Annotated in this window: 14 protein-coding genes; 11 read left to right on the top strand and 3 right to left on the bottom strand. The window is 39.7% G+C overall.

All coding sequences use genetic code 11. The annotated features are described in order from the left end of the window. Positions 1-7: 7 nt before the first annotated feature. Together acnA and H4J69_RS11920 are read right to left on the bottom strand one after the other, a co-directional pair. Entirely contained in the window at positions 8-2,746 is a 2,739-nt protein-coding gene (gene acnA, locus H4J69_RS11925) for an aconitate hydratase AcnA (protein ID WP_182215247.1), read from the bottom strand. A 391-nt stretch (positions 2,747-3,137) separates the two neighbouring features. Continuing rightward, complete coding sequence (locus tag H4J69_RS11920) at positions 3,138-3,587, bottom strand: universal stress protein (RefSeq protein ID WP_182244685.1); 450 nt, start codon at positions 3,585-3,587, stop codon at positions 3,138-3,140. Between the two features lie 540 nt (positions 3,588-4,127). Between H4J69_RS11920 and H4J69_RS11915 the strand changes: the two genes are divergently transcribed. The 9 genes from H4J69_RS11915 to H4J69_RS11875 all read left to right on the top strand — a co-directional run bounded on the left by H4J69_RS11915 (position 4,128) and on the right by H4J69_RS11875 (position 18,571). Further along, complete coding sequence (locus tag H4J69_RS11915) at positions 4,128-4,892, top strand: Crp/Fnr family transcriptional regulator (RefSeq protein WP_182244684.1); 765 nt, start codon at positions 4,128-4,130, stop codon at positions 4,890-4,892. Positions 4,893-5,310: 418 nt separating this feature from the next. Beyond that, entirely contained in the window at positions 5,311-6,018 is a 708-nt protein-coding gene (locus H4J69_RS11910; RefSeq protein WP_182215242.1) for a Crp/Fnr family transcriptional regulator, read from the top strand. 334 nt (positions 6,019-6,352) lie between these two features. Beyond that, the gene (locus H4J69_RS11905; RefSeq protein WP_182215241.1) at positions 6,353-6,850 is read left to right on the top strand and encodes a pyridoxamine 5'-phosphate oxidase family protein; all 498 of its coding nucleotides are present in this window, start codon (positions 6,353-6,355) and stop codon (positions 6,848-6,850) included. Between the two features lie 98 nt (positions 6,851-6,948). Continuing rightward, on the top strand, positions 6,949-8,634 hold the full coding sequence (locus H4J69_RS11900) for a thiamine pyrophosphate-dependent enzyme (RefSeq protein WP_182215239.1): 1,686 nt from the start codon (positions 6,949-6,951) through the stop codon (positions 8,632-8,634). A 133-nt stretch (positions 8,635-8,767) separates the two neighbouring features. Next, positions 8,768-12,592 carry a bifunctional proline dehydrogenase/L-glutamate gamma-semialdehyde dehydrogenase PutA gene (gene putA / locus H4J69_RS11895; protein WP_182244683.1) on the top strand — a complete coding sequence of 1,275 codons (3,825 nt, stop codon included), beginning with the start codon at positions 8,768-8,770 and terminating at the stop codon, positions 12,590-12,592. Positions 12,593-12,817: 225 nt separating this feature from the next. Next, a complete protein-coding gene (locus H4J69_RS11890; RefSeq protein WP_182244682.1) occupies positions 12,818-13,288 on the top strand; it encodes a Dps family protein in 471 nt (156 codons plus the stop codon). Positions 13,289-13,376: 88 nt separating this feature from the next. Further along, on the top strand, positions 13,377-14,495 hold the full coding sequence (locus tag H4J69_RS11885; protein ID WP_182244681.1) for an efflux RND transporter periplasmic adaptor subunit: 1,119 nt from the start codon (positions 13,377-13,379) through the stop codon (positions 14,493-14,495). 2 nt (positions 14,496-14,497) lie between these two features. Then, on the top strand, positions 14,498-17,539 hold the full coding sequence (locus tag H4J69_RS11880; protein WP_182244680.1) for an efflux RND transporter permease subunit: 3,042 nt from the start codon (positions 14,498-14,500) through the stop codon (positions 17,537-17,539). Positions 17,540-17,842: 303 nt separating this feature from the next. Beyond that, a complete protein-coding gene (locus tag H4J69_RS11875) occupies positions 17,843-18,571 on the top strand; it encodes a PRC-barrel domain-containing protein (RefSeq protein WP_182244679.1) in 729 nt (242 codons plus the stop codon). A 352-nt stretch (positions 18,572-18,923) separates the two neighbouring features. Here H4J69_RS11875 and H4J69_RS11870 read toward each other — a convergent pair whose 3' ends face one another. Continuing rightward, positions 18,924-19,127 carry a hypothetical protein gene (locus tag H4J69_RS11870; protein ID WP_182244678.1) on the bottom strand — a complete coding sequence of 68 codons (204 nt, stop codon included), beginning with the start codon at positions 19,125-19,127 and terminating at the stop codon, positions 18,924-18,926. 445 nt (positions 19,128-19,572) lie between these two features. Between H4J69_RS11870 and H4J69_RS11865 the strand changes: the two genes are divergently transcribed. Beyond that, positions 19,573-20,028 carry a hypothetical protein gene (locus H4J69_RS11865; protein WP_182215228.1) on the top strand — a complete coding sequence of 152 codons (456 nt, stop codon included), beginning with the start codon at positions 19,573-19,575 and terminating at the stop codon, positions 20,026-20,028. A 138-nt stretch (positions 20,029-20,166) separates the two neighbouring features. Beyond that, positions 20,167-21,702, top strand: a complete 1,536-nt coding sequence (nhaC, locus tag H4J69_RS11860) for a Na+/H+ antiporter NhaC (RefSeq protein ID WP_182243512.1) — start codon at positions 20,167-20,169, stop codon at positions 21,700-21,702. Positions 21,703-21,768 lie beyond the last annotated feature (66 nt).

The raw sequence follows: 21,768 nt of genomic DNA, 5'->3' as shown, positions 1-21,768 counted from the left end.
AACAACATTAGTCTGTCGACGCTAAATTTCGTAGCACATAATGTAATATGCCACCATGTTGGTAGTATTTGAATTCGTTGGGTGTATCAATACGAATTTTTACTTCAAAGGAACGTTCATTACCCTCTTCATTTTTAACAGATACTGTCACCGTTTTCTGCCCAATACTCACGGCAGGAATACTGAATTGCTCTTCACCTGTTAGTTTTAGTGACTCGGCATTATCATCTGGCATAAATTGCAATGGTAATATCCCCATGCCGACTAAATTAGAGCGATGAATACGTTCGTAACTCTGTGCAATAACCGCTTTAACGCCCAATAAAGCTGGCCCTTTGGCGGCCCAATCACGAGAACTGCCCGTACCATACTCTTTTCCAGCTAAAACAATCGAAGCAATGTTTTGTTGTTGATATTGCATCGCCGCATCAAAAACACTCATTTTTTCACCCGATGGCATCAGTGTCGTCCAACAGCCCTCAGTGCCGGGTGCTAATAAATTTCGTAAACGAACATTGGCAAAAGTACCGCGCATCATCACTTCATGATTACCGCGTCTAGAGCCATAAGAATTAAAGTCTTTGGGTGAGACGCCTTCACTTTTTAAATACTCAGCCGCGGGGCTATCTAGCGCAATCGAACCGGCAGGAGATATATGGTCAGTAGTGACACTATCACCCAGTTTTAATAAACATCGAGCATTTTTAATTGGGTTAATAGTTGGTATTTTTGCGCTAATATTATTAAAAAATGGTGGCAATTTAACGTAGGTAGAAGCTGGCCAATCATATTTTTGGCTTTGTACTATATCCAGCGCTTGCCAGTCTTTATTACCGCTATAAACATCTTCATATCGGGAAATAAACATTGAACTGTCGATAACTTTTTCGATAACTTGTTTAATTTCCTGACTATCTGGCCAGATGTCATGTAAATAAACCGGTTTACCTGTAGGGTCATCACCTAGTGAGCCCGTGGTAATATCTATCTTCATATTACCCGCTAAAGCATAAGCAACGACCAAAGGAGGAGAGGCTAAATAATTAGCTTGGACTTCTGGATGAATACGACCTTCAAAGTTACGGTTACCCGATAAAACAGAGGTAACAGATAAATCGCCTTGATGAATAGCGTCGCTAATTTCGGTAGGTAAAGGGCCGGAGTTACCAATACAGGTAGTACATCCGTATCCGACTAACTGAAAACCAAGGGCATCTAAATCTTCATTTAAGCCAGATTTAAGCAGATAATCAGTGACCACTTGTGAACCAGGTGCAAAACTGGTTTTTACCCAAGGTTTAACCGTTAATCCTCGCAACCGGGCATTTCTGGCTAATAGTCCAGCGGCAATTAATACCGATGGATTTGAGGTATTAGTGCAACTGGTAATTGCCGCTATAACGACGGATCCGTGTTTTAATACAAAGTCTTCATCAGCATACTGACAGGGAACGCCTGAATCTTCATTACTAGCAGGTAATAGTACCGAAGGTTGTCCGCCTTCACTTTCAAAGCCACTTTCACTATCGCTCGAGACTGCTTGTTTTATACCGTGTTGTAAAGCTAACCAGTCACGATACGCCAGACCGGCACGGTCAAGTGAAATTCTGTCTTGAGGACGTTTAGGACCAGCAATAGAAGGCACTACTTCATCTAGTTTTAATGATAATCGGCTATGATAAACAGCATGCTGTTGAGATTGCGTTCCCCACATATCCATCGTTTTTAAATAGGACTCTACGCGTTCAATGTGGTCACTGTCACGCCCGGTTAATTGCAGATAATCGGTAGTTTGATGATCGATGGGGAAAATTCCACACGTTGCCCCATATTCTGGCGCCATATTGGCTATGGTCGCTCGGTCGGCCAAGGTCAGCTCATTCACCCCAGAACCAAAGAACTCGACAAACTTACCAACCACACCTGCAGCACGTAATTGTTCGGTTACCGTTAAGACTAAGTCAGTCGCTGTAGTTCCTGCAGGTAATTTCCCCGTTAATTCAAAACCAACAATCTCAGGTATTAACATGGTCACGGGTTGTCCCAGCATCGCCGCTTCAGCTTCGATACCGCCGACTCCCCAACCTAACACACCTAAGCCATTAATCATGGTGGTATGTGAATCGGTGCCAACCAAGGTATCAGGGTAAAGTAAATTATTCTCGTCGGGCTTTTTGAATACTACGCGGGCTAAATATTCGAGATTTACCTGATGTACAATACCACGGCCCGGTGGTACCACTTTAAAATTATCAAAACTTTGCTGACCCCAACGTAAAAACTGATAACGTTCGCGATTACGCTGAAACTCAATTGCGGTGTTTTTTTCCATCGCATCAGCTTGACCAAACACATCGACCATAACTGAATGGTCGATGACCAATTCGACTGGATTTAATGGGTTTATTTTTTCGGCTTTTCCACCCATTTTGACTATCGCATCTCGCATAGCCGCTAAATCAACTACGGCGGGTACCCCAGTAAAGTCTTGCAAAATTACGCGAGCAGGTACAAAGGCAATTTCAGTATCCTGCCAGTTGTCTACATCCCAATTGGCTAAGGTTTCAATATCCCCTTGTTGGACAAAGTCACTATCTGCATGTCGTAATAAGTTTTCTAAAAGGATTTTAGCGGCAAAAGGCAAACGTGAAAGGTCATACTTATCCGCTAAACCATCAAAACTGTGGTAGTGGCAAATTTCACCATTAATTTCAAGTTGCTTCAAACGTTGTATAGAGTTGGCCATTGTCGTTATCTCCATTAAAAGTATTAATCTGATTGGTATACGCATAATGATAAACGTAGTTAATATACCCTAGCATACATGGACGAAAACATAATGTGGCAGCCAAAATAAAGGGCTGGTAACATGTATAGTTATATAACAATCAGTAGGGTGTTTATTACAAATGAGACTCGAGTCAAATAATTTATCATGATAAGTCGATTTGATAAGACAGGATAAATTAGTGATACGACCCTCGATAAAAACCTGTTATGGAAAGGTAAGTCTTGCTGCAACCGATAGATAATTAACGATATTATATTAATTACCGACTTAATTGATTGGCTCGTTCACAGCAGGTTCGTTACCATCATAATATTCAAAGCAATATATTTATTGCTTAAATCAATGCTTATTGCTCTTTATAGCGCACTGCCAACACATCACATTTTGCGCCGTGTAAAATGGCATTTGCGGTAGAGCCTAATAATAACTGTAAACCATGTACCCCATGGCTACCGGTTATAATTAAATCGACATTTTCGTGCTCTGCGAAAGCCAATATTTCTTCGCTAATATATCCGACCGATATACACAAGTGTTGTTCGGTGATATTTAGCCTTTTAGCTAATGGTTGAAGTATCTCTTTGGCTTGTTCTTTTCGTTTTTCTGTATTACCAAAACTGCCAACTGGGTCTGGACTCGGAACAACACCGAGTGCTCCACCATAATTAGGTATCGGCTCTACCACATGAATAATACTGAGTTTAGCGTCGGTGAACTGTTGTAATTGAGCGACTTTATCTTCAATATAGTTTTTTGAATCATGAAGTTCTGTGGCAAATAAAATATGTTTATACATAACGTTTTCCTCTATTAAATGATAAGGGTTTTATTGGTGGCTGGCAAAGCATTAACTTGTTGTTTTACCTGTTTTAAAGGGTGCTACTTCTTTTACTGAAGTAAAACTTTTATGGTCTTGTCCATTCCATTAATGAATAAAATTTTATAACGCTAAGCTCTAAATACTACCTTGTACTTTACGTAAAGATATATCTGTACGCTGTCACACATAACCTAATAATTATCGTACTATTTTTTATGCGAAAGCCACTAGAGCAGTAGGCTATTTCTTCGTTAGACTTTACCGTAGTGGAAAGTTTAAGTTTTTGTCTTTAAATGTTATTGTTGTTTTTTATGTTGTTATATCTGAATGTAAGCGCATCTACTTTAGGTGGTCTAAATGTCGATTAGTGCGATATATACTTTAATTACCTAAAATAAAAATGATCATCTAAAAAGAGTGTTGTGTACGGTATCGAACCGAACAGCGAGATTGTTTTTGTTAAGGTATAATAATATCTAGTAGCTTGATTTAATTCTTAAGAAGGGACGACTCACGATGCAAAAAATAATCGACACTCAAATTACCCCCTTACAAAATAACTTACTAGCTGTCTTGCCTGATGAAGTAAAAGAACGACTTTTTCCTTTTGTTAAATTAGTAAAGCTAGAGTTAGGCGAGGTGATGTACGAAGCCGGTGATAAGCTCGCTAATGTATACTTTCCCGTTGACTCTATTGTTTCTTTATTATACGTAATGGAGAGTGGCGCTTCGGCAGAAATTTCTGTGGTCGGTAACGAAGGCGTTGTTGGTATTGCGTTGTTTATGGGCGGAGAAAGTACATCTAGCCGAGCTGTGGTTCAAAGTGCAGGTTATGCTTATCGGCTTAAAGGAAAACGCTTAACCGAAGAATTCCATCGACATGGAAAATTGTTAGGTGTAATGCTTCGTTATACCCAATCCCTTATTACTCAAATGTCACAGACTGCAGTATGTAATCGCCACCATACGATTGATCAGCAATTATGCCGTTTTCTTTTACTGTCGCTTGACCGTTTACCCGATAATACCCTAGTGATGACTCAGGAACTTATTGGTAATATGTTAGGGGTTCGCCGAGAAGGTGTGACCGAAGCTGCGGGAAAACTGCAGAAGTTGGGTGTCATTGATTATCATCGCGGTCATATTACCGTATTAAATAGGCAGAAACTTGAAAGCTTAAGTTGTGAATGCTACGCGGTTGTAAAAAAAGAAACCGACCGATTGCTCCCTCATGAAAACGAAAAAGTTTATTATCAATCAAAAAACGTTATTAATCTTTAATCAAGGTTATTTGTTTTAATGAGTAATACTGTCTTTTATCTTTATAAATTGATGATTTTTATCAGTATTAAAGCTCAGTTTTTAATCAGCTTAGATATTTAGCACAATATCAGCTATTGCGCTAAATAAGGCTGTCACGCCATTGACTTTTATCAAAAATTTTCCTGCAATATCCGCATCAAAACGTTAAGACTTTAGCGCTGACATTGAAGAAAACCTCGCGACATTATAGACACCGCTATTGCTTAGTGAACTAATCATTTTCAATATGTAAGTTATAAAGTCATCATATAAGTGAGTAATGTTTGCCAGCGCACAGATCCTCTATTTTATATCGCTTACACTTGACTATTGCTGCTATAAATTAAATTTTAATTATTTAAGGCAATATCATTTTTCTGTATCAGAGAGCAAACATATGCGATCAAAAGAAAAGCAAGAAGTCACCAATGAGCTGTTAGATGGGCTACCAAGTAAACTCAGAAAAACTATTGTAGCGCAATGCGAGCAAGTCCATTTAACCTCCGGTGATATATTGCATGAGCGCGGGCAAGGCATTGACTACATATTTTATCCTTTAACAGGGTATATTTCACTGGTCACTACAGGTACGAGACACCCACCGCTTGAACTGTGTATTATCGGTAATGAAGGTATGTTGGGTATTTCCAATATCTCAGGAGTACAATCGGCACCTGATAGAGCTGTTGTTCAGGGGTCCGGAACAGCGCTGCGCTTATCTGTTAAGCAATTTCAGTATCAACTGAAAAACTTTCCATTACTGTTAAAAAGATTGAATGATTACCTTTATATTTTGTTTGTGCAAGGTTCACAATCATTAGTCTGCATGCGATTTCATCCCATAGTATCTCGTCTTGCTCGTTGGTTACTCATGACTGATGATAGGGCACATTCTACTCATTTAAACCTAACACATCAATTTCTTGCTGATATGCTTGGTGTTCGAAGAAGCGGGATAACAGTAGCCGCTTGCTTATTAAAAGATAAAAAGTTAATTAGCTATACACGAGGTACCATTCAGATACTTAATCGTAAGGGCTTAGAGCGGGAAGCTTGTGAGTGTTATCAGCTGATGAAAGGTAATTATACCAATAGGTTAAACTAGACCACTTTAGCTATTCGTTTGTTTTAAATAAGCATTAGTAAAGACATCTATTATAACCTCAAACAGTATTTTACACTATTTTTAGTCTGTTAATCAGCGCTAAGACCACCTTAAAAACCCTCTGTTTCAACTTGCCAGCATTAGTTTTAAGCCGTTTAGGATAAAACACACTCTTTAGACAGTACGCTAACGTACAGAGCGACCTCCCTTGTCACCGTATAATATTTTTAGATTTAGCTTAATAAATCAAATATAACTGTTTTTATGTTAACTATCTTAGCCGTCTCTAAAAACAGATAACACCGTTGAATACATTTAATCGGAGAAAATTAGCATGCAAAGTGAAAAGCATTTACAGAGAGATATCTCACATATTCAAAAGCTCATTAATATAGGTGATGTAGCAATGCTTGTTTCTAGGTCCGCTGATGGAATAATGAAAAGTCGACCGATGGAAACCGTTGAAGTTAGCGCTGAAGGAGAACTCTTCTTTTTTACAACGCTATCTTCAGAGTTGATTGGTGAATTGACTGAAAACAGCTTCGTCAATCTTAGTTTTATCAAAGAAGATAACAATTTTATTTCGGTATCTGGGATCACTCAGGTAATTAAAAGTGAAGCTATGTTGATTAAATTATGGGAGTCACGTTATGAAACGTGGATTCAAGATGGATTGGATAACCCAGACATTGCTTTATTGAAAGTAAGTTTAGTGCGAGCAGAGCATTGGAAGCATAACACGATGTTGAACAGCATCAGACAACTATTTACTCCGGGAGTTTCAGCAGTAAATAATGTTCATGAATCAATTGAGCCTGATGAAAGTCGTTAACAGTGAGTAAATATAATAGATAAATTCATAACGCTTTGAGCGTTGTGCTTAATTAAAGTAAATATCGATGAACTTATTTGAAATTGAAAGGGGAATACATGTCTACAATCAAAAAACGTAAAGTTGTCGACCACATTGTAGAGACACTTTACAAATATGGTGTCCGCCATGTCTTTGGTATTCCAGGTGATGCGATTAATGATTTGATGGATGCTATACGCCGCAATGGAAAGATAGAATTCATACAGGTCCGTCATGAAGAAAGTGGGGCGTTTGCCGCATCAGCCCAAGCAAAATTAACCGGTAAGCTTGCCGTTTGTGTTGGTACTGCTGGAGGTGGAGCCATACATTTACTCAATGGCTTGTACGACGCTAAGCTCGACCATGCACCTGTCCTAGCGATAACGGGGCAGTTACCGCGTTCTGAAATAGGTAATAACTCACATCAAGAAATCAATTCATCCGCTCTTTTTTCTGATGTCGCAGTGTTTAATCAAACCTTGTTTGCTGCTGATCGTGTCCCTGAGATCATCCAGCAAGCGTGTAATAGTGCGATTACTGAAAGCGGAGTTGCTCATATTGCCCTACCTGTAGATGTGGCCACGGAGCAAATAGAAGCAGGTATTACTTGTCATCCAATCGCGGGCACTGAAACGGGTAGTACAAAACCTTTAGCATCAGCATCAAACAATACACTTAGCCTAATTCAGCAAGCTAATAAAATTGTAGTTCTTGCGGGTGTAGGGGCTATTCCAGCGCGTCAACAGCTACTTACTTTGTTGAAGAAATGCAATGCACCACTTATTAGAACATTAAAAGCAAAAGTATTACTGCCAGATGAGCATGAATATTCCTTAGGAGGACTTGGCTTACTTGGTACGCGACCATCAATTGAGGCAATAAATAATTGTGATTTACTTATTATGCTCGGTACTGATTTTCCCTACAAAGAATATTACCCTGGAAAAGCGAAAGTCATTCAAGTGGACAAGGATATTCGACACATAGGTCGACGTTGCCCTGTCGATGTATCGATAGTTGGAGAGGTAAGTGAGGTGCTAGAGCAATTAATTATTGATTTACCCCAAAAAGATGACAAAAATTTTCTTGATGAATGTCGTCACCAGAAAATGAAATGGTCAAGAGAACAAGGCGAAAAAGAAAGCTCGCAAGTAGCGCCAATAAAACCGCAGCTTCTAGCACGAACAATCGGCGAGCTTGCCAACAAAGATGCGATTTTTCTTTGTGATACTGGCACGGTGACTGCGTGGGCCGCACGTCATTTACCCGTAACTGAACACCAACTATTTACCCTTTCAGGTAACTTGGCCACGATGGCATTTAGCATGGCTGGCGCGATAGGCGCACAATTAAAATTTCCTGACCGGCAGGTAATAGTACTTATCGGGGATGGTGGTTTTAGTATGTTAATGCAAGAATTTATTACCGTGGTCAATCGTAAATTACCGATAAAGGTTATTATTTTTAACAATGCCAAATTGGGACTAATTCAACTGGAACAAGAAAGCAGTGGTTACCCCAATTATAAAACGGCATTAAAAAATCCAGATTTTGCTGAATTTGCTCGATTATGTGGTGGTGAGGGTTGGAGTATAGAACGCCCTGAAATGCTAGTCGACGCATTGAAAGAGGCATTTACTAGTACTGAGCCCTGTGTGCTTGATGTCCATGTCGATCCAAATGAATTGGTTATGCCGCCCAAACTTGAACTGTCACAAGCAGTAAATTATTCGATTGCTAAAGCTAAAGAGTTTTTAAATTAAAAGGACAGACTTTGTTACGTATCTTGTCGGCGATGATTGAAAAAGAGCTAACAAAGCATTCGTAGCATAAATTAAATTGTAATCACTTAAGAGATTACAAAAGACTATTTAATAATTTTTTAAGGATAACTATATGCTTTTCAATGGTTCGTTTAATACAGACTGTCCTCTTCGTCAAAAAATTCGTGAGTTTTACCGTATCGATGAAAAAATCGCGGTAGATCATATCTTACCATTGGCAGAAGTAAATGTTGGTGCCAGAAGTCGAGCGTGGGAAAGAGCGCGTAAAATGGCTGTTCAAATTCGTAAAGTCGAGTCAGGTAATGGTGCAATAGACGCCTTATTAAAAGAATACACCCTATCAAGTGAAGAAGGTGTGGTCTTAATGTGTTTGGCCGAAGCCTTGTTACGAGTACCAGACAAACATACTCAAGATGCTTTAATTCGTGACAAAATTTCTCAAGGGCAATGGAACAGTCATTTAGGCAGCAGCGATTCATTGTTCGTTAATGCCTCGTCATGGGGCTTGTTAATTACCGGCACTATGGTTAATTATGCCGATAAACGCAAAAAGGAAAGCTTTGGTTTATTGAAAAAGATTGTTGGTCGTTTAGGTGAACCTGTTATTCGTAAATCAATGAACTACGCCATGAAAATTATGGGTAAGCAGTTTGTGATGGGCGATACAATCATTGCCGCAACTGAGCGTGCTGCCGATAAAGAGCAGCAAGGCTATGTCTATTCATTTGACATGCTCGGTGAAGGTGCCCGTACGATGAATGATGCTGATAAGTATTTTAAAGCTTATCAAGAGGCAATAGAGGCGATTGGAAATGTAGCGCGTGCTACGGGTAAAGATGATCCTCGTAAAGTTCCTGGTATTTCAGTGAAACTTTCTGCTATTCACCCTCGTTATGAATTTAACCACAAAGAACGCGTTATGGCTGAAATTGTGCCAAAACTTAAGGCGCTTTGTTTACAAGCTAAAAGCTACAATATTGGTTTAACCGTTGATGCCGAAGAGTCTGAACGCTTAGATATATCACTTGATATTATTGAAGCGGTTTTTAGTGATAGTGATTTAGCAAATTGGACTGGCTTTGGTATGGCATTACAAGCTTATCAAAAGCGGGCTATTTTTGTCGTTGATTGGTTACGTGAATTAACGGTGCGAGTTGACCGAAAAATGATGGTCCGCTTAGTAAAAGGGGCTTATTGGGATACTGAAATTAAAAAGGCTCAAAAAGAGGGTCATCAGCATTTCACTGTATTTACACGAAAATCTTCTACTGATGTTTCTTTCCGCGCTTGTGCAAAAAAATTATTAGCTTATAGAGATACCATTTATCCACAGTTTGCTACGCATAATGCATACACTGTTGCCGCCATTCTTGAACTCGTTGATGGCAATAAAGAGGGTTTTGAATTTCAATGTTTACATGGCATGGGGAACTCTTTGTATGATCAAATAGTTTCTAGTGAAAATATTCAATGTCGCATCTACGCCCCAGTTGGTCATCATGAAGAGCTATTAGCTTATTTAGTGCGGCGTTTGCTAGAAAATGGTGCTAACTCTTCTTTTGTTAATGCCATTGTTGATGAGACTCAACCTGTTGAATCTTTATTGAGAGATCCCGTTGAAAAAACGCAGCGTTTAAAAGATAAATATAACACCCAAATCACCAAACCCATAGCCTTATACCATGATGAAAAAGGTCTCGGTCGTGATAATTCTAAAGGCGTCGATTTAGCTGATATTAATACAATCACACCCTTAAAGTCGTTTTTAGATAGCTGGTTTACTGATCATCTACTCTCTGAAAGTAACGTTCCAAAAGGGGCTTTTGCCGTTAATAATCCTGCCAACCAAACTGAAATAATAGGCTTTTATCGTCATCACAACGAAGAAGAAATGCTGGCAATGATAACGTTGGCTAAAACAGCATTTTCATCATGGTCACAAACACCAGTATCTGAACGCGCAGCGTTATTGTGCCGCGTTGCCGATATTCTTGAACATCATATGGACGAGCTTATCGCCTTATGTATTAAAGAAGCGGGTAAAACAGCTCAAGATGGCATCGATGAAGTACGTGAAGCGGTTGATTTTTGTCGTTATTATGCTGAAAAAGCTATTAATCTTGCGGAAGACGAACGTTTCGAAGCTCGTGGTGTAGTGCTCTGTATCAGCCCATGGAATTTTCCTTTAGCGATATTTTTAGGGCAGATCGCTGCAGCCATTGTTACGGGTAATACTGTATTGGCAAAACCCGCTGAACAAACCAGTTTGATTGCGCTGCGCACCATTGAACTGATGAAATCTGTTGGACTACCTGAAGGCGTTGTACAAGAGGTTATTGCCCGTGGTAGTAAAGTGGGTAGTGTAATTATTCCGGATGATCGTATTAAAACCGTTATTTTTACTGGCTCTAGTGACACAGCGACAATAATTTCACAAACCTTGGCTGATAGAGGTGGCGATCAGGTGCCTTTCATCGCTGAAACGGGTGGACAAAATTGTATGATAGTTGACTCAACTGCCTTGCCTGAGCAAGTTGTTGACGATGTTATTTCTTCAGGATTTCAATCGGCAGGTCAACGCTGTTCTGCGCTTCGGGTATTATTTTTACAAGAAGACATCGCTGATAATGTTATTACTATGCTTAAGGGTGCCTTAGCAGAATTACATGTCGGTAATCCAGCGTACTTAAGCACTGATGTAGGGCCTGTTATAGATAAAAAAGCACTCGGCGTTTTAAATGCGCACAGCGATTATATGAAAACACATGGTCAGTTATTATACCAATGTGAAATATCTGCCGAGGTAGAAAATAATGAGCATTTCTTTTTTGCCCCGCGTCTTTATGAAATTGAAGATATTAGCGTGTTAGAAAAAGAAGTCTTTGGTCCTTGTGTGCACATTGTACGTTTTAAAGGTAATGAGATAGAAGGGGTTATCGATAAAATTAATGGTACAGGTTTTGGTTTAACCATGGGTATTCATACGCGTATTGAACACCGTGCCTTTGATTTAGCTAAGCGGTCACGTGCCGGTAATGTTTATATCAACCGTAATATAATTGGCGCCATTGTTGGTGTACAACCTTTTGGTGGTCGAGGTCTTTCTGGTACTGGGCCAAAAGCAGGGGGTCCCAATTATTTAACGCGCTTAGTGAAAGAAAAATCTACCCCTGATGCGGCGAAACTTAATGTATCGCCCTCACAAGAGGAAGTGTTAGAGGGAGATGAAAAAGCTAAAAAAGAGGCAATTTTACTTATGGATAAGGCCGATGTCGCTGAAAAATGCTGGCGTTTAACTGAGTTAAATACGCGTATTTCTTGCGTGCGTCAATTGTTAGCCAAAATTGCTGATGTTGATATTGTTGATGATTTATTTGATGACCTAAATCTTACGTTAACAGCGGCTCGTGAACAATTAATACGTATTGAAAAACACCTTAAAAAGCCACTAACTCTACCTGGGCCAACAGGTGAGTCTAATATGTTGTATTTAGAAAACCGCGGTAATATTATTTGCTTTGCGGATAAAAATGTCAGCTTTCAGTTTTTGTTGATGTCTATTATAACGGCGTTGGCGACGGGTAATACCGTTATTACGGTTGTCTCTGATTTATTTTATCAGGAAGCTTTAGCCTTTAGAGATAAGTTTGTTGCAACAGGCGAAGATGAAAATGTTTTTCAAGTTGCCAAGTTATGTCATTTATCAGCGCTGTTAGCGCATCCTGCTTTGTCAGGTGTTGTTGTTGATAGTCATTGCGACCGAAAACATTATATCAGTGAGAAGTTAGCTGAACGTCAAGGCGCAATATTACCGGTGATCAGTTCAGAATATTTGGATAATTTAATTCAGCGTCTATTAACAGAAAAATCAGTTAGCATTGATACGACCGCTGCTGGTGGTAACACATCGCTTATGACTTTAGAGGAAGAATATTAGTTAATAATCCATTGTTAGCCGTTAGATATTGTTATAAATCTACAATAACTATCGGCAGGCAACCTAAAGCCAATAGAGTTATCCCCCGTATACTCATCAGCCAAACGTTTTTGGTTCGATATCGCACAGAGCCTAAATCGATAAAGTCGTACACTATGTTTTTGGTGGGGCGGCAAAAATCGCCTCCCTATATTGATTTTTTTAATGAAAAAAGGAAAAGTAATTATGAGCACCATTGATATTGGTATTGATGAAAAAGATAGAAGTAAAATCGCTGAAGGATTAAAAAAATTACTAGCAGACTCTTATACGCTTTATTTACAAACACATAACTTTCACTGGAATATTACGGGGTTGAGGTTTAGAGAGTTACACTTAATGTTTGAGGATCAATATACAGAATTAGCAATTGCTGTAGACGACATTGCAGAACGTATTAGAACGCTTGATGTTGCCGCGCCAGGCACTTATAAAGAATTTTCCAGATTAAGCTCAATCCACGAGGTGGATGGTGTTCCTAATGCCACAGAAATGATTGCAGTATTAACTGTTGGGCATGAAACACTTATAAAGACCGCACGTGACGTTTTAAAAGTGGCTCATCAATTAGACGATGAATCAACGGTATCTCTTGTCTCTGACCGAATGCGAATTCATGAAAAAACATCGTGGATGCTAAGAGCTTCAAATAAGTAGCTTGAGTAATTACCTTTCAATGTTTTGAAATTAAATTCGTTATATATTTCAACGTTATTCACCTATTTTATTTAAAAGGATCACCAGAATGGGCACTTTTTCTCGCTTTGCAATGGCTATTGTTTTACTGCTTGTTTTGCTTGGTGGCGTATTCAGCTACAAGTTTTATCAACTAGAGCAAATAAAGGCGAAGTTCTCGCAGCCACGACCACCTGCGGTTGTTGAAGCCACAGAGGTTGTTATGGCTACCTGGCAAACGAGCATTCAATCAATTGGCAGTATTAGGGCTATAAATGGTGTTCGGATCGCTAATGAGATGCCAGGCGTTATAACTGAGGTCTTATTCGAATCGGGTCAGCGTGTTGAAAAAGGTGATATCCTTATTCGCCTGAATAGCGAAATAGAGCAAGCCATACTTAAAAAAAGTAGGGCTGAGGAACAGCTTGCATCGAAGGAGTTTCAACATAACGTCGATCTGATTTCCAAACGAGCTGTTTCACAGTTAGCCTATGATAAAGCTAAGGCTGCGGAAGATTCTGCCAGAGCAAGAGTGCAAGAGGCAGAGGCTCAGCTTGGCAAAAAAGTCATTACAGCACCTTTCAATGGTGTTCTCGGGCTCCGTTTAGCCGACATTGGCCAATATCTATTCGTAGGTACGCCTATCGTTGAAATCAATATGCTTAACCCAATTCTTGTTGAATATACACTTTCTGAAAAAGAGCTGCGAAGTGTTGACATAGCAGACCCTGTTGAAGTCACTGTTGCGGCAAAAGGTTCCGAGGTATTTAAGGGGTCCGTTACCGCTATCAACAGTTCGGTCACACCTGAAACACGCACCGTTAAATTACGTGCTCAGCTTCTTAATTTACAACAAGGACTCAAACCTGGAATGTTTGCTACTGTCAGAACCTTCGCAGAAGGTCCTCGAGAGGTGGTAGCGATCCCAAACACGTCAATATCATTCAACACCTACGGTAACTTTGCCTATGTATTAACAGAAAATTCAGCGGGTCAACTGGTTACTGAGCGCCGAACATTAGAAACAGGTTTTAAACGAGGAAGTATGACAGAAGTTAAGCAAGGACTTGAAGCTGGAGAGCGTATTGTTGCCTCAGGCCTCTTGCGCCTCAGGGCTGGCCAGCAAGTAAAAATCAAGCAGAACGACTCCTCACTCGACCCTGCTTCTGTTAGCACAGGAGTAAAATAGCCATGCGTTTTACAGACATATTCATAAAACGGCCCGTTTTATCCACGGTAGTAAGTTTGCTGATATTACTGGTTGGTGTGCGATCCATCATGGAAATGGAGATCCGCGAATATCCTTTGCTAGAAAGCACTAAAGTCACGGTTACGACTGCATATCCAGGTGCTAGCAGCGAACTAATTCAGGGGTTTATCACCCAACCTTTGCAACAGGCCATCGCCGAAGCTAAAGGCATCGACTTCTTAAGCTCTTCGAGCACGCAGGGGTTTTCAACTATCGAAGCACAGATGGAACTTAATTACGATGCTAATGACGCGTTGGCCGAGATCCAATCTAAAGTCGCTAGTCAGCGGAACGCATTACCTGTAAACGCTCAAGACCCTGTTATTAATTCGACAACAGGTGAAGGTCGCGCGCTTATGTACATTGCTTTCTTCAGTGAGACTATGCGGGTACCAGAAATCACCGATTATCTTGCTCGTGAAGTACAGCCAAAACTACAGGCACTATCGGGTGTGGGTAAAGCTGAACTTTTAGGACGGCGTTTTGCTCTGAGAGTTTGGTTAGACCCCCAAAGACTTGCTGCGGTTAATCTTACCTCGACCGAGATTGTTCAGACCCTGCGCGAAAACAATTATCTCTCTGGTGTTGGACAAACAAAAGGAGAGTTAATAAAGATTAGTCTTACCAGTAACACTGACGTTTCTAACACTGAACAGTTCAAGAATCTTGTTATCAAATCAACTGAAGACACGATTATTCGTCTCAAGGATGTTGCGAGGGTGGAACTTGGATCGCAAACCTACGAAAACATTGCGTTATACAAAGGAAAACCATCGACCTACGTGGCTATTAGCCTCTCTCCTGGCTCAAATCCGCTGTCTGTGGCAGAACGGGTAAAAGAACTTCTACCTGAGATTAAATCTCAACTACCGTCTGGTTTGCTGGTTGAACTGCCTTATGATGCATCAGAATTTATCGACGATTCAATTAATGAGGTCATTAAAACGCTGATCGAGGCAATAGGTATTGTGCTTGTTATTGTGTTTTTGTGTCTTGGTTCCCTTCGCGCTGCCATCATTCCATCACTAGCGGTTCCACTCTCACTGATTGGTGGTGCCTTTATAATGCTTGTACTGGGTTTCTCACTCAATTTACTGACATTACTTTCACTTGTTTTGGCCATTGGCTTAGTCGTCGACGATGCTATTATTATTGTCGAAAATATCCATCGTCACATCGTTAATGGTAAGTCAAAGAAGGAAGCTGCGATCATTGGCGCCCGTGAAATGGCAAGTCCAATTATTGCGATGACAATCACGCTGGTGGCTGTTTATGCACCTATTGGCTTTATGGGAGGGCTAGTTGGCTCGCTATTTACTGAGTTTGCTTTCACGCTTGCAGGTGCGGTCGTTATTTCAGGGATCATCGCCTTGACCTTATCGCCTATGCTAGCTAGCAAGGTACTGAAACCTCATGGAGAGTCGTCGCGTTTTGAAAGTGCTGTAGAAGGCTTGTTTGAAAAGCTCGCCAACGTTTATCAGCGCTCATTGACTATCGTTGTTAAGGCCGTGTCACCTGTGATCATGTTTGCATTGGTTGTTCTCGTGTCGATATTTTTTATGGTCATGTTAAGTGAGAAAGAGCTGGCACCCACTGAAGATCGTGGCATTATCCTATTTCAGGGCAAAGGACCACAGACAGCTACCCTTGAATACTTGCAAAAGTATGGCGCGGAAATGCAGACAGCGTTTGAGCAGGTGCCAGGCTACGACGAGACATTTATGTTGGTGGGTATGACAAGTTCCGATGCTGTATTTGGTGGTTTCAAAATGAAACCTTGGAGTGAACGTGATATATCGCAGTTCGACATAATGCCTCAACTACAGGCATCTGTGGCAAATATTACTGGTTTAAAAACAGCATTATTTCCGATCCCCTCCTTGCCTGGTTCCAGTGGTGGTTTACCTTTTCAGTTTGTAGTGACTTCAGGGAGTGATTTTAATCAGCTTAACCAGGTGGCAGATGAATTGGTTGGAGCCGCCATGCAAAGTGGCAATTTTACCTTCGTGCAAAAATCAATCGATATCGACAAGCCAGTTACTCGGGTAAAGGTTGACAGAGATCGCGCTGCAGATTTAGGTTTGTCGATGGAAGAAATCGGTCAGGAGCTCAGTAGTATGCTTGGTGGTGGCTATATTAATCGTTTTAATATGGAAGGGCGCTCTTACGAAGTTATTCCTCAGGTTGAGCGTTATGCTAGAGATAGTGAACTGGCAATAAACGATTATTACATCCGCGCTGATTCTGGCGAGTTGGTTCCACTTGGTTCGGTCGTTAATTTCGAACATGATGTTGAACCCTCGTCAAGGACACAATTTAATCAGCTAAATTCGATAACAATTGAAGGTATTCCCGTGCCATCAGTACCCATGGGAGATGCTGTTGGTTTTATGAAAGCCAGGGCTGCTGATATCTTGCCACGCGGCTTTAGCTACGATTTTAAGGGCGAGTCTAGACAATTCGAAAATTCTGGTAGCGCACTAATCGTTACCTTCTTTATATCGTTACTCGTTATCTACCTTGTGCTGGCGGCGCAATTTGAGAGTTGGCGCGATCCACTTATTATACTGGTGTCTGTACCTATGTCTATTGCCGGCGCTATGGCTTTTATTATGCTTGGTTTTGCTTCAATGAATATTTATACGCAAGTGGGCCTGATCACTCTGATTGGTGTAGTCGCAAAAAATGGTATTCTCATCGTGGAATTCGCGAATACTCTACAACAGCGAGGGCGCGACAAACGCGACGCGGTCATTGAAGCGGCTGCGATTCGCTTGAGACCCATTATTATGACGTCGCTGGCACTTATTGTGGCTATGATCCCGCTGTTAATTGCAGTGGGTCCAGGCGCACAGTCGCGCTTTGCGATTGGTATTACTATTGTTGCAGGGCTTGGTATTGGTACTATATTAACACTGTACGTGTTGCCAGCGTTCTACATTGTGTTAGCAAAGAAAATTAAGACGTCAAATCAGGAAACATAAGGACCTCCAACGATAAAGCTATCATCATCTAAGAGTGAACTTTCTTTTTAAGAAAGTTCACGTTGATTGAATCTACCATGATTTATATCTATATCGAGTAGAACAAGGGTATGTACCCGCTACCAATCAAAATGCATGTTTCAGGTGCTTGATTGATAACAGGTATAAATATTATCTCCATGTTTTTGAGTGAAAATATCACTGCTAAGTGTGTTGACGTACATACGAAAAATAACTGACCGAGTATGATATAAGCCATGACTTTCGAAAATTAAAGCTTAATTAATATAGAAGGGTAGGACAATGTTACGAAGTCTCAATGAACTTATGCGTTTTCAATTACAAGGTATCGACAAAACAATAGGTCTTTGTAAAGATTTCCTCTTTGACGATAAATTATGGGTAATACGTTACATAGTTCCTGATACTAAAAAGTGGCTCTGTGGAGAACGAAAAATATTAATCAGCACCATCTCACTGCAAAAACCTCAGTGGGAACAGTACAAATTCCCTGTTGATTTAACTCAACAAAAAATTAAAAATAGTCCTCCACTTGAGGAACACCAACAAATATCTCATCAATATGAAACTGAATTATTTCAATTCTACGGTTATGCTTACTATTGGATGAACGAAGGATTATGGAGAACTTCTCCTAGTCCCAACCCCCTAGTTGATACAAAGTTATCTAAGGATAATACTCAAGTAAAATCAGAAGATTGGCATTTACATTCAACCAATGATGTTAAGAAATTTGAGATCTATGCGAAAGATCAAAAAATTGGCCATATTAAAGACTTTATTTTAAATGACGATAATTGGACTATTTCGTATATCGTCATAGATACGCGTAATTGGGCACCCGGTGGTCGCAAGGTTTTGATTAGTCATAAATGTATTGAGGCAGTCAATTGGACTGACTCTTATATAACCGTTAATGTAAACGCTGAGAAAATAATGGAAAATCCACCATTCGATCAAGAGCGGTTTATTGACCCAGAATATGAAAACGAGCTCCGTAAGTATTATTAAAAGTTATTAAACTTTGTTAAGGGTTACCGTTAGCCAAGGTAAATAAGCGTTGGCTAACAAAAATGGATAATATATTACGATACCTTCTCCATTCTTAAGCTAGAAATTTTCGTTAAACTCTAACGTAGTAACAGGTTAAGTTGCGCGACTATTTCAGACCATAAAGCTGTTTCGTGTCGCTTAACATCGCTGGCTATAGGCGCATTGTTACCAATAAAATTAGATAATCAATAAAATAGATATTAGCCTTTCTTGTTCCTTGCTAGCCCTGTTGATTAAAAAGTCATTCAATTGAATGCATTGGTGCTTGCATCTGGAACTCTTTAAATTGTGATGTTAAGTTTTAATTAATTCATTCGTTTATTGGGCTTTCTTCAATGAGTTTTATTATAGTAGGATTGTTATTTAATTTTGCTAAGTCAATAAGATAGCTTTTTTCAAGTGCATGTATTGGCTGCTTTGCTAATAATTCTTTTACTGATTGTGTTTCTCCATTTGCTATGCAAGTTTTTAAAGCCGCAAAGGTCGCGATACTGCGTTCGTTTTCATTGCTCATATTAAATCCCAATAGTTCAGTTTTGTTAAATTAGTTAAGTTATAGGTTACGGCTATTATTTTGCACGGAATGTGAAAATAAATATGTACGCCATCACACAAAACTTAACGGTTTTCTTATCTACAAAGCTACTACCCCCTGTATTGCTATATTCTCAGTAGTCTAGGTTATATTTAAATGTGTATATTAGCGGTATAAGTAACATATCTCCCTTTAGGCTTTTTATAATGCTAAAAATTGATTTTTGTTCTGCTACATCAATTAAGTATGTGCGCTAGCGCACATCTAGCAGGCTGATATTTTGTTACTTTGAGTTGTAAAAATAAATCCTACATGACTAAATTATTCATAAGCAGAAAATTCAAGTGGCGTTGTTTAATTTATAAGTTAATCGTTAGGTTCTTCGAAAATAGGCTCACAAAAATTTAGAATAGGAAGGAAAGTTATGCGTTATCACCAGTTAAGTGAAGTATTTGAACACCTAATAACATTGAATACCGCAACGCTAGCGTTTTATGAGAGAAGTCTTAAAGTGACAGAGCAAGAGCGCGCTAGAATGTTTTTACATTATTTAACAGACAAGCAAAAAGTCAGAAACCAATATTTAATCACCTCATTGATAGAGGCGCCTATTAAAACATTTGAAATGTGGTTTGATGACGATATTGACGAACAATTATTAGTTTATATAGAAACACTAGCGTTAGCTCCTAATGCAAACAGTGAAACAATAACCACTGTAATGCTAGAGGTAAATGAGAAGATAGAAATGTGGTTAAGATCCATTTTACCCTTGATAATCAACAATTACAGTAAAGAGTATCTTCTGGATCTGATCAATAATTTACATCAAAAAAATCAGCAAATAATGCATGGCCTCCAAAGGATGAATGATGTGTGACCCTACCTTTGTTATCCCTTATATCTACGATGTAATGATTCTTTCAAAGCCGTAACAAGTTAAATTGGCCTATTGCTTTACCCATCACGATGACTGTTCTTCACCTAATCTATGAATAACAAAACATGAGGTATTTAAATGAAACGGACAAAAAATGCCAATCCGGGTTTATTACTTGCCTTGACGCCTGTCGTATTAACGCTACTTATTCTTGGGACACAAATATTTTACTTTGGCGTTTTTGAGCCACACATTCCTCTTGCCATTGGTTTAGCCATTACCAGTATTGTTGGCATTAAGTTAGGGCTGAAATGGAAAGATATTGAAAGAGGAATTTTTCACGTTATTCACGTCGCTTTACCTTCAGTGTCTGTTTTAATAACGGTTGGGATGATTATTGGGGTCTGGATTGCTAGCGGTACAGTACCCAGCATTATTTATTATGGTTTAAAGGTCCTTTCGCCTGAAATCTTTCTGGCTGCTGGTATGGTCATTTGTGCTGTTGTTTCACTTTCTCTTGGCACTAGTTGGGCGAGTGTCGGTACGGTTGGTTTGGCCTTAATGGGCATTGGCGAAGGTTTTAACATTCCTGCATATTGGACAGCTGGCGCTGTAGTTTCTGGTGCTTTTTTTGGTGATAAAATATCACCACTTTCCGACACAACTAATTTGGCCCCTGCAGTGACTGGAACCGATGTTTTTTCTCATATAAAAAATATGATGGCAACGACCATCCCAGCTATGCTCATCGCTCTTATCATCTATTTGTTGGTGGGGTTTTTCGTCATCGACACTCAAAGCATTTCATTTGAAAGAATTGACGCTATCACTAACACCCTAGACGAAAACTTTTATATTTCAGGATGGGTATTATTACCTGCTTTGGTTGTCATGGGTTTAGCGATAAAAAAATATCCCCCTATGCCATCATTATTCGCTGGCGTTGTTGCGGGTGGTGCAACGGCAATGGTTGTACAGGGGCAGAGTCTGCAATCAATTTTTGATTTTGCCAATAATGGCTACTCGATAAGTACGGGGATTGAAGAAATTGACAGCTTGTTAAATAGGGGAGGCATACAATCGATGATGTGGACCATTTCCTTGATATTAATTGCACTAGGCTTTGGCGGTGCACTCGAAAAAACAGGTTGTTTGAAGTCAATTATTAATGCTATTAAAAGTAAGGTGAGTAGTTTTGCCGGTATTCAAACCGCAGCGATTGGTACTGCCTTTGCGACTAACCTAGTTGCCGGTGACCCTTATTTATCGATTGCTTTACCGGGACGAATGTACTCGCCTGTTTATCGTGGTATGGGCTATTCAACCTTAAATCTATCACGTGGAATCGAAGAAGGTGGAACATTAATGTCTCCCCTTATTCCATGGAATGCGGGTGGTGCATTTGTAATTTCAGCGCTAGGTCTTGGTATTGCTGATGGCAATATAGAAAACCTTTTGTATATCCCCCTTGCTTTTGCCTGCTGGATGGCACCACTTATTGGGATCTTCTATGCTTTTACTGGATTATTCTCACCCAAAGCAACCGAAGAAGAAAGAGAGCATTGGGAATCTTCTGGTGAAGCAATAGCTGAATTTAATGCTAACGGTACACCAAAAGTTGAAGATACTGCGAAAGATGATGTAGATAACAATTCAGTCACGAAAAAGTCATAGTGTTGTTGATATGATTTATTACACCATTGAATTTAGTTTGACGTAAAGTAACTTTCTATCAAGAAT

This window comes from Colwellia sp. BRX10-9, from assembly GCF_014077405.1.
Classification (GTDB): Bacteria; Pseudomonadota; Gammaproteobacteria; order Enterobacterales; family Alteromonadaceae; genus Colwellia_A.
This window is presented reverse-complemented; position numbering and strand designations above follow the sequence as displayed.

Excerpts from the sequence above, each read along its gene's own strand:
- putA (WP_182244683.1), top strand. The coding sequence starts at position 8,768 with ATGCTTTTCAATGGTTCGTTTAATACAGACTGTCCTCTTCGTCAAAAA.
- acnA (WP_182215247.1), bottom strand. The coding sequence starts at position 2,746 with ATGGCCAACTCTATACAACGTTTGAAGCAACTTGAAATTAATGGTGAA.
- H4J69_RS11865 (WP_182215228.1), top strand. The coding sequence starts at position 19,573 with ATGCGTTATCACCAGTTAAGTGAAGTATTTGAACACCTAATAACATTG.
- H4J69_RS11910 (WP_182215242.1), top strand. The coding sequence starts at position 5,311 with ATGCGATCAAAAGAAAAGCAAGAAGTCACCAATGAGCTGTTAGATGGG.
- H4J69_RS11900 (WP_182215239.1), top strand. The coding sequence starts at position 6,949 with ATGTCTACAATCAAAAAACGTAAAGTTGTCGACCACATTGTAGAGACA.
- H4J69_RS11905 (WP_182215241.1), top strand. The coding sequence starts at position 6,353 with ATGCAAAGTGAAAAGCATTTACAGAGAGATATCTCACATATTCAAAAG.
- H4J69_RS11890 (WP_182244682.1), top strand. The coding sequence starts at position 12,818 with ATGAGCACCATTGATATTGGTATTGATGAAAAAGATAGAAGTAAAATC.
- H4J69_RS11885 (WP_182244681.1), top strand. The coding sequence starts at position 13,377 with ATGGGCACTTTTTCTCGCTTTGCAATGGCTATTGTTTTACTGCTTGTT.
- H4J69_RS11870 (WP_182244678.1), bottom strand. The coding sequence starts at position 19,127 with ATGAGCAATGAAAACGAACGCAGTATCGCGACCTTTGCGGCTTTAAAA.
- H4J69_RS11880 (WP_182244680.1), top strand. The coding sequence starts at position 14,498 with ATGCGTTTTACAGACATATTCATAAAACGGCCCGTTTTATCCACGGTA.
- H4J69_RS11920 (WP_182244685.1), bottom strand. The coding sequence starts at position 3,587 with ATGTATAAACATATTTTATTTGCCACAGAACTTCATGATTCAAAAAAC.
- H4J69_RS11875 (WP_182244679.1), top strand. The coding sequence starts at position 17,843 with ATGTTACGAAGTCTCAATGAACTTATGCGTTTTCAATTACAAGGTATC.
- H4J69_RS11915 (WP_182244684.1), top strand. The coding sequence starts at position 4,128 with ATGCAAAAAATAATCGACACTCAAATTACCCCCTTACAAAATAACTTA.
- nhaC (WP_182243512.1), top strand. The coding sequence starts at position 20,167 with ATGAAACGGACAAAAAATGCCAATCCGGGTTTATTACTTGCCTTGACG.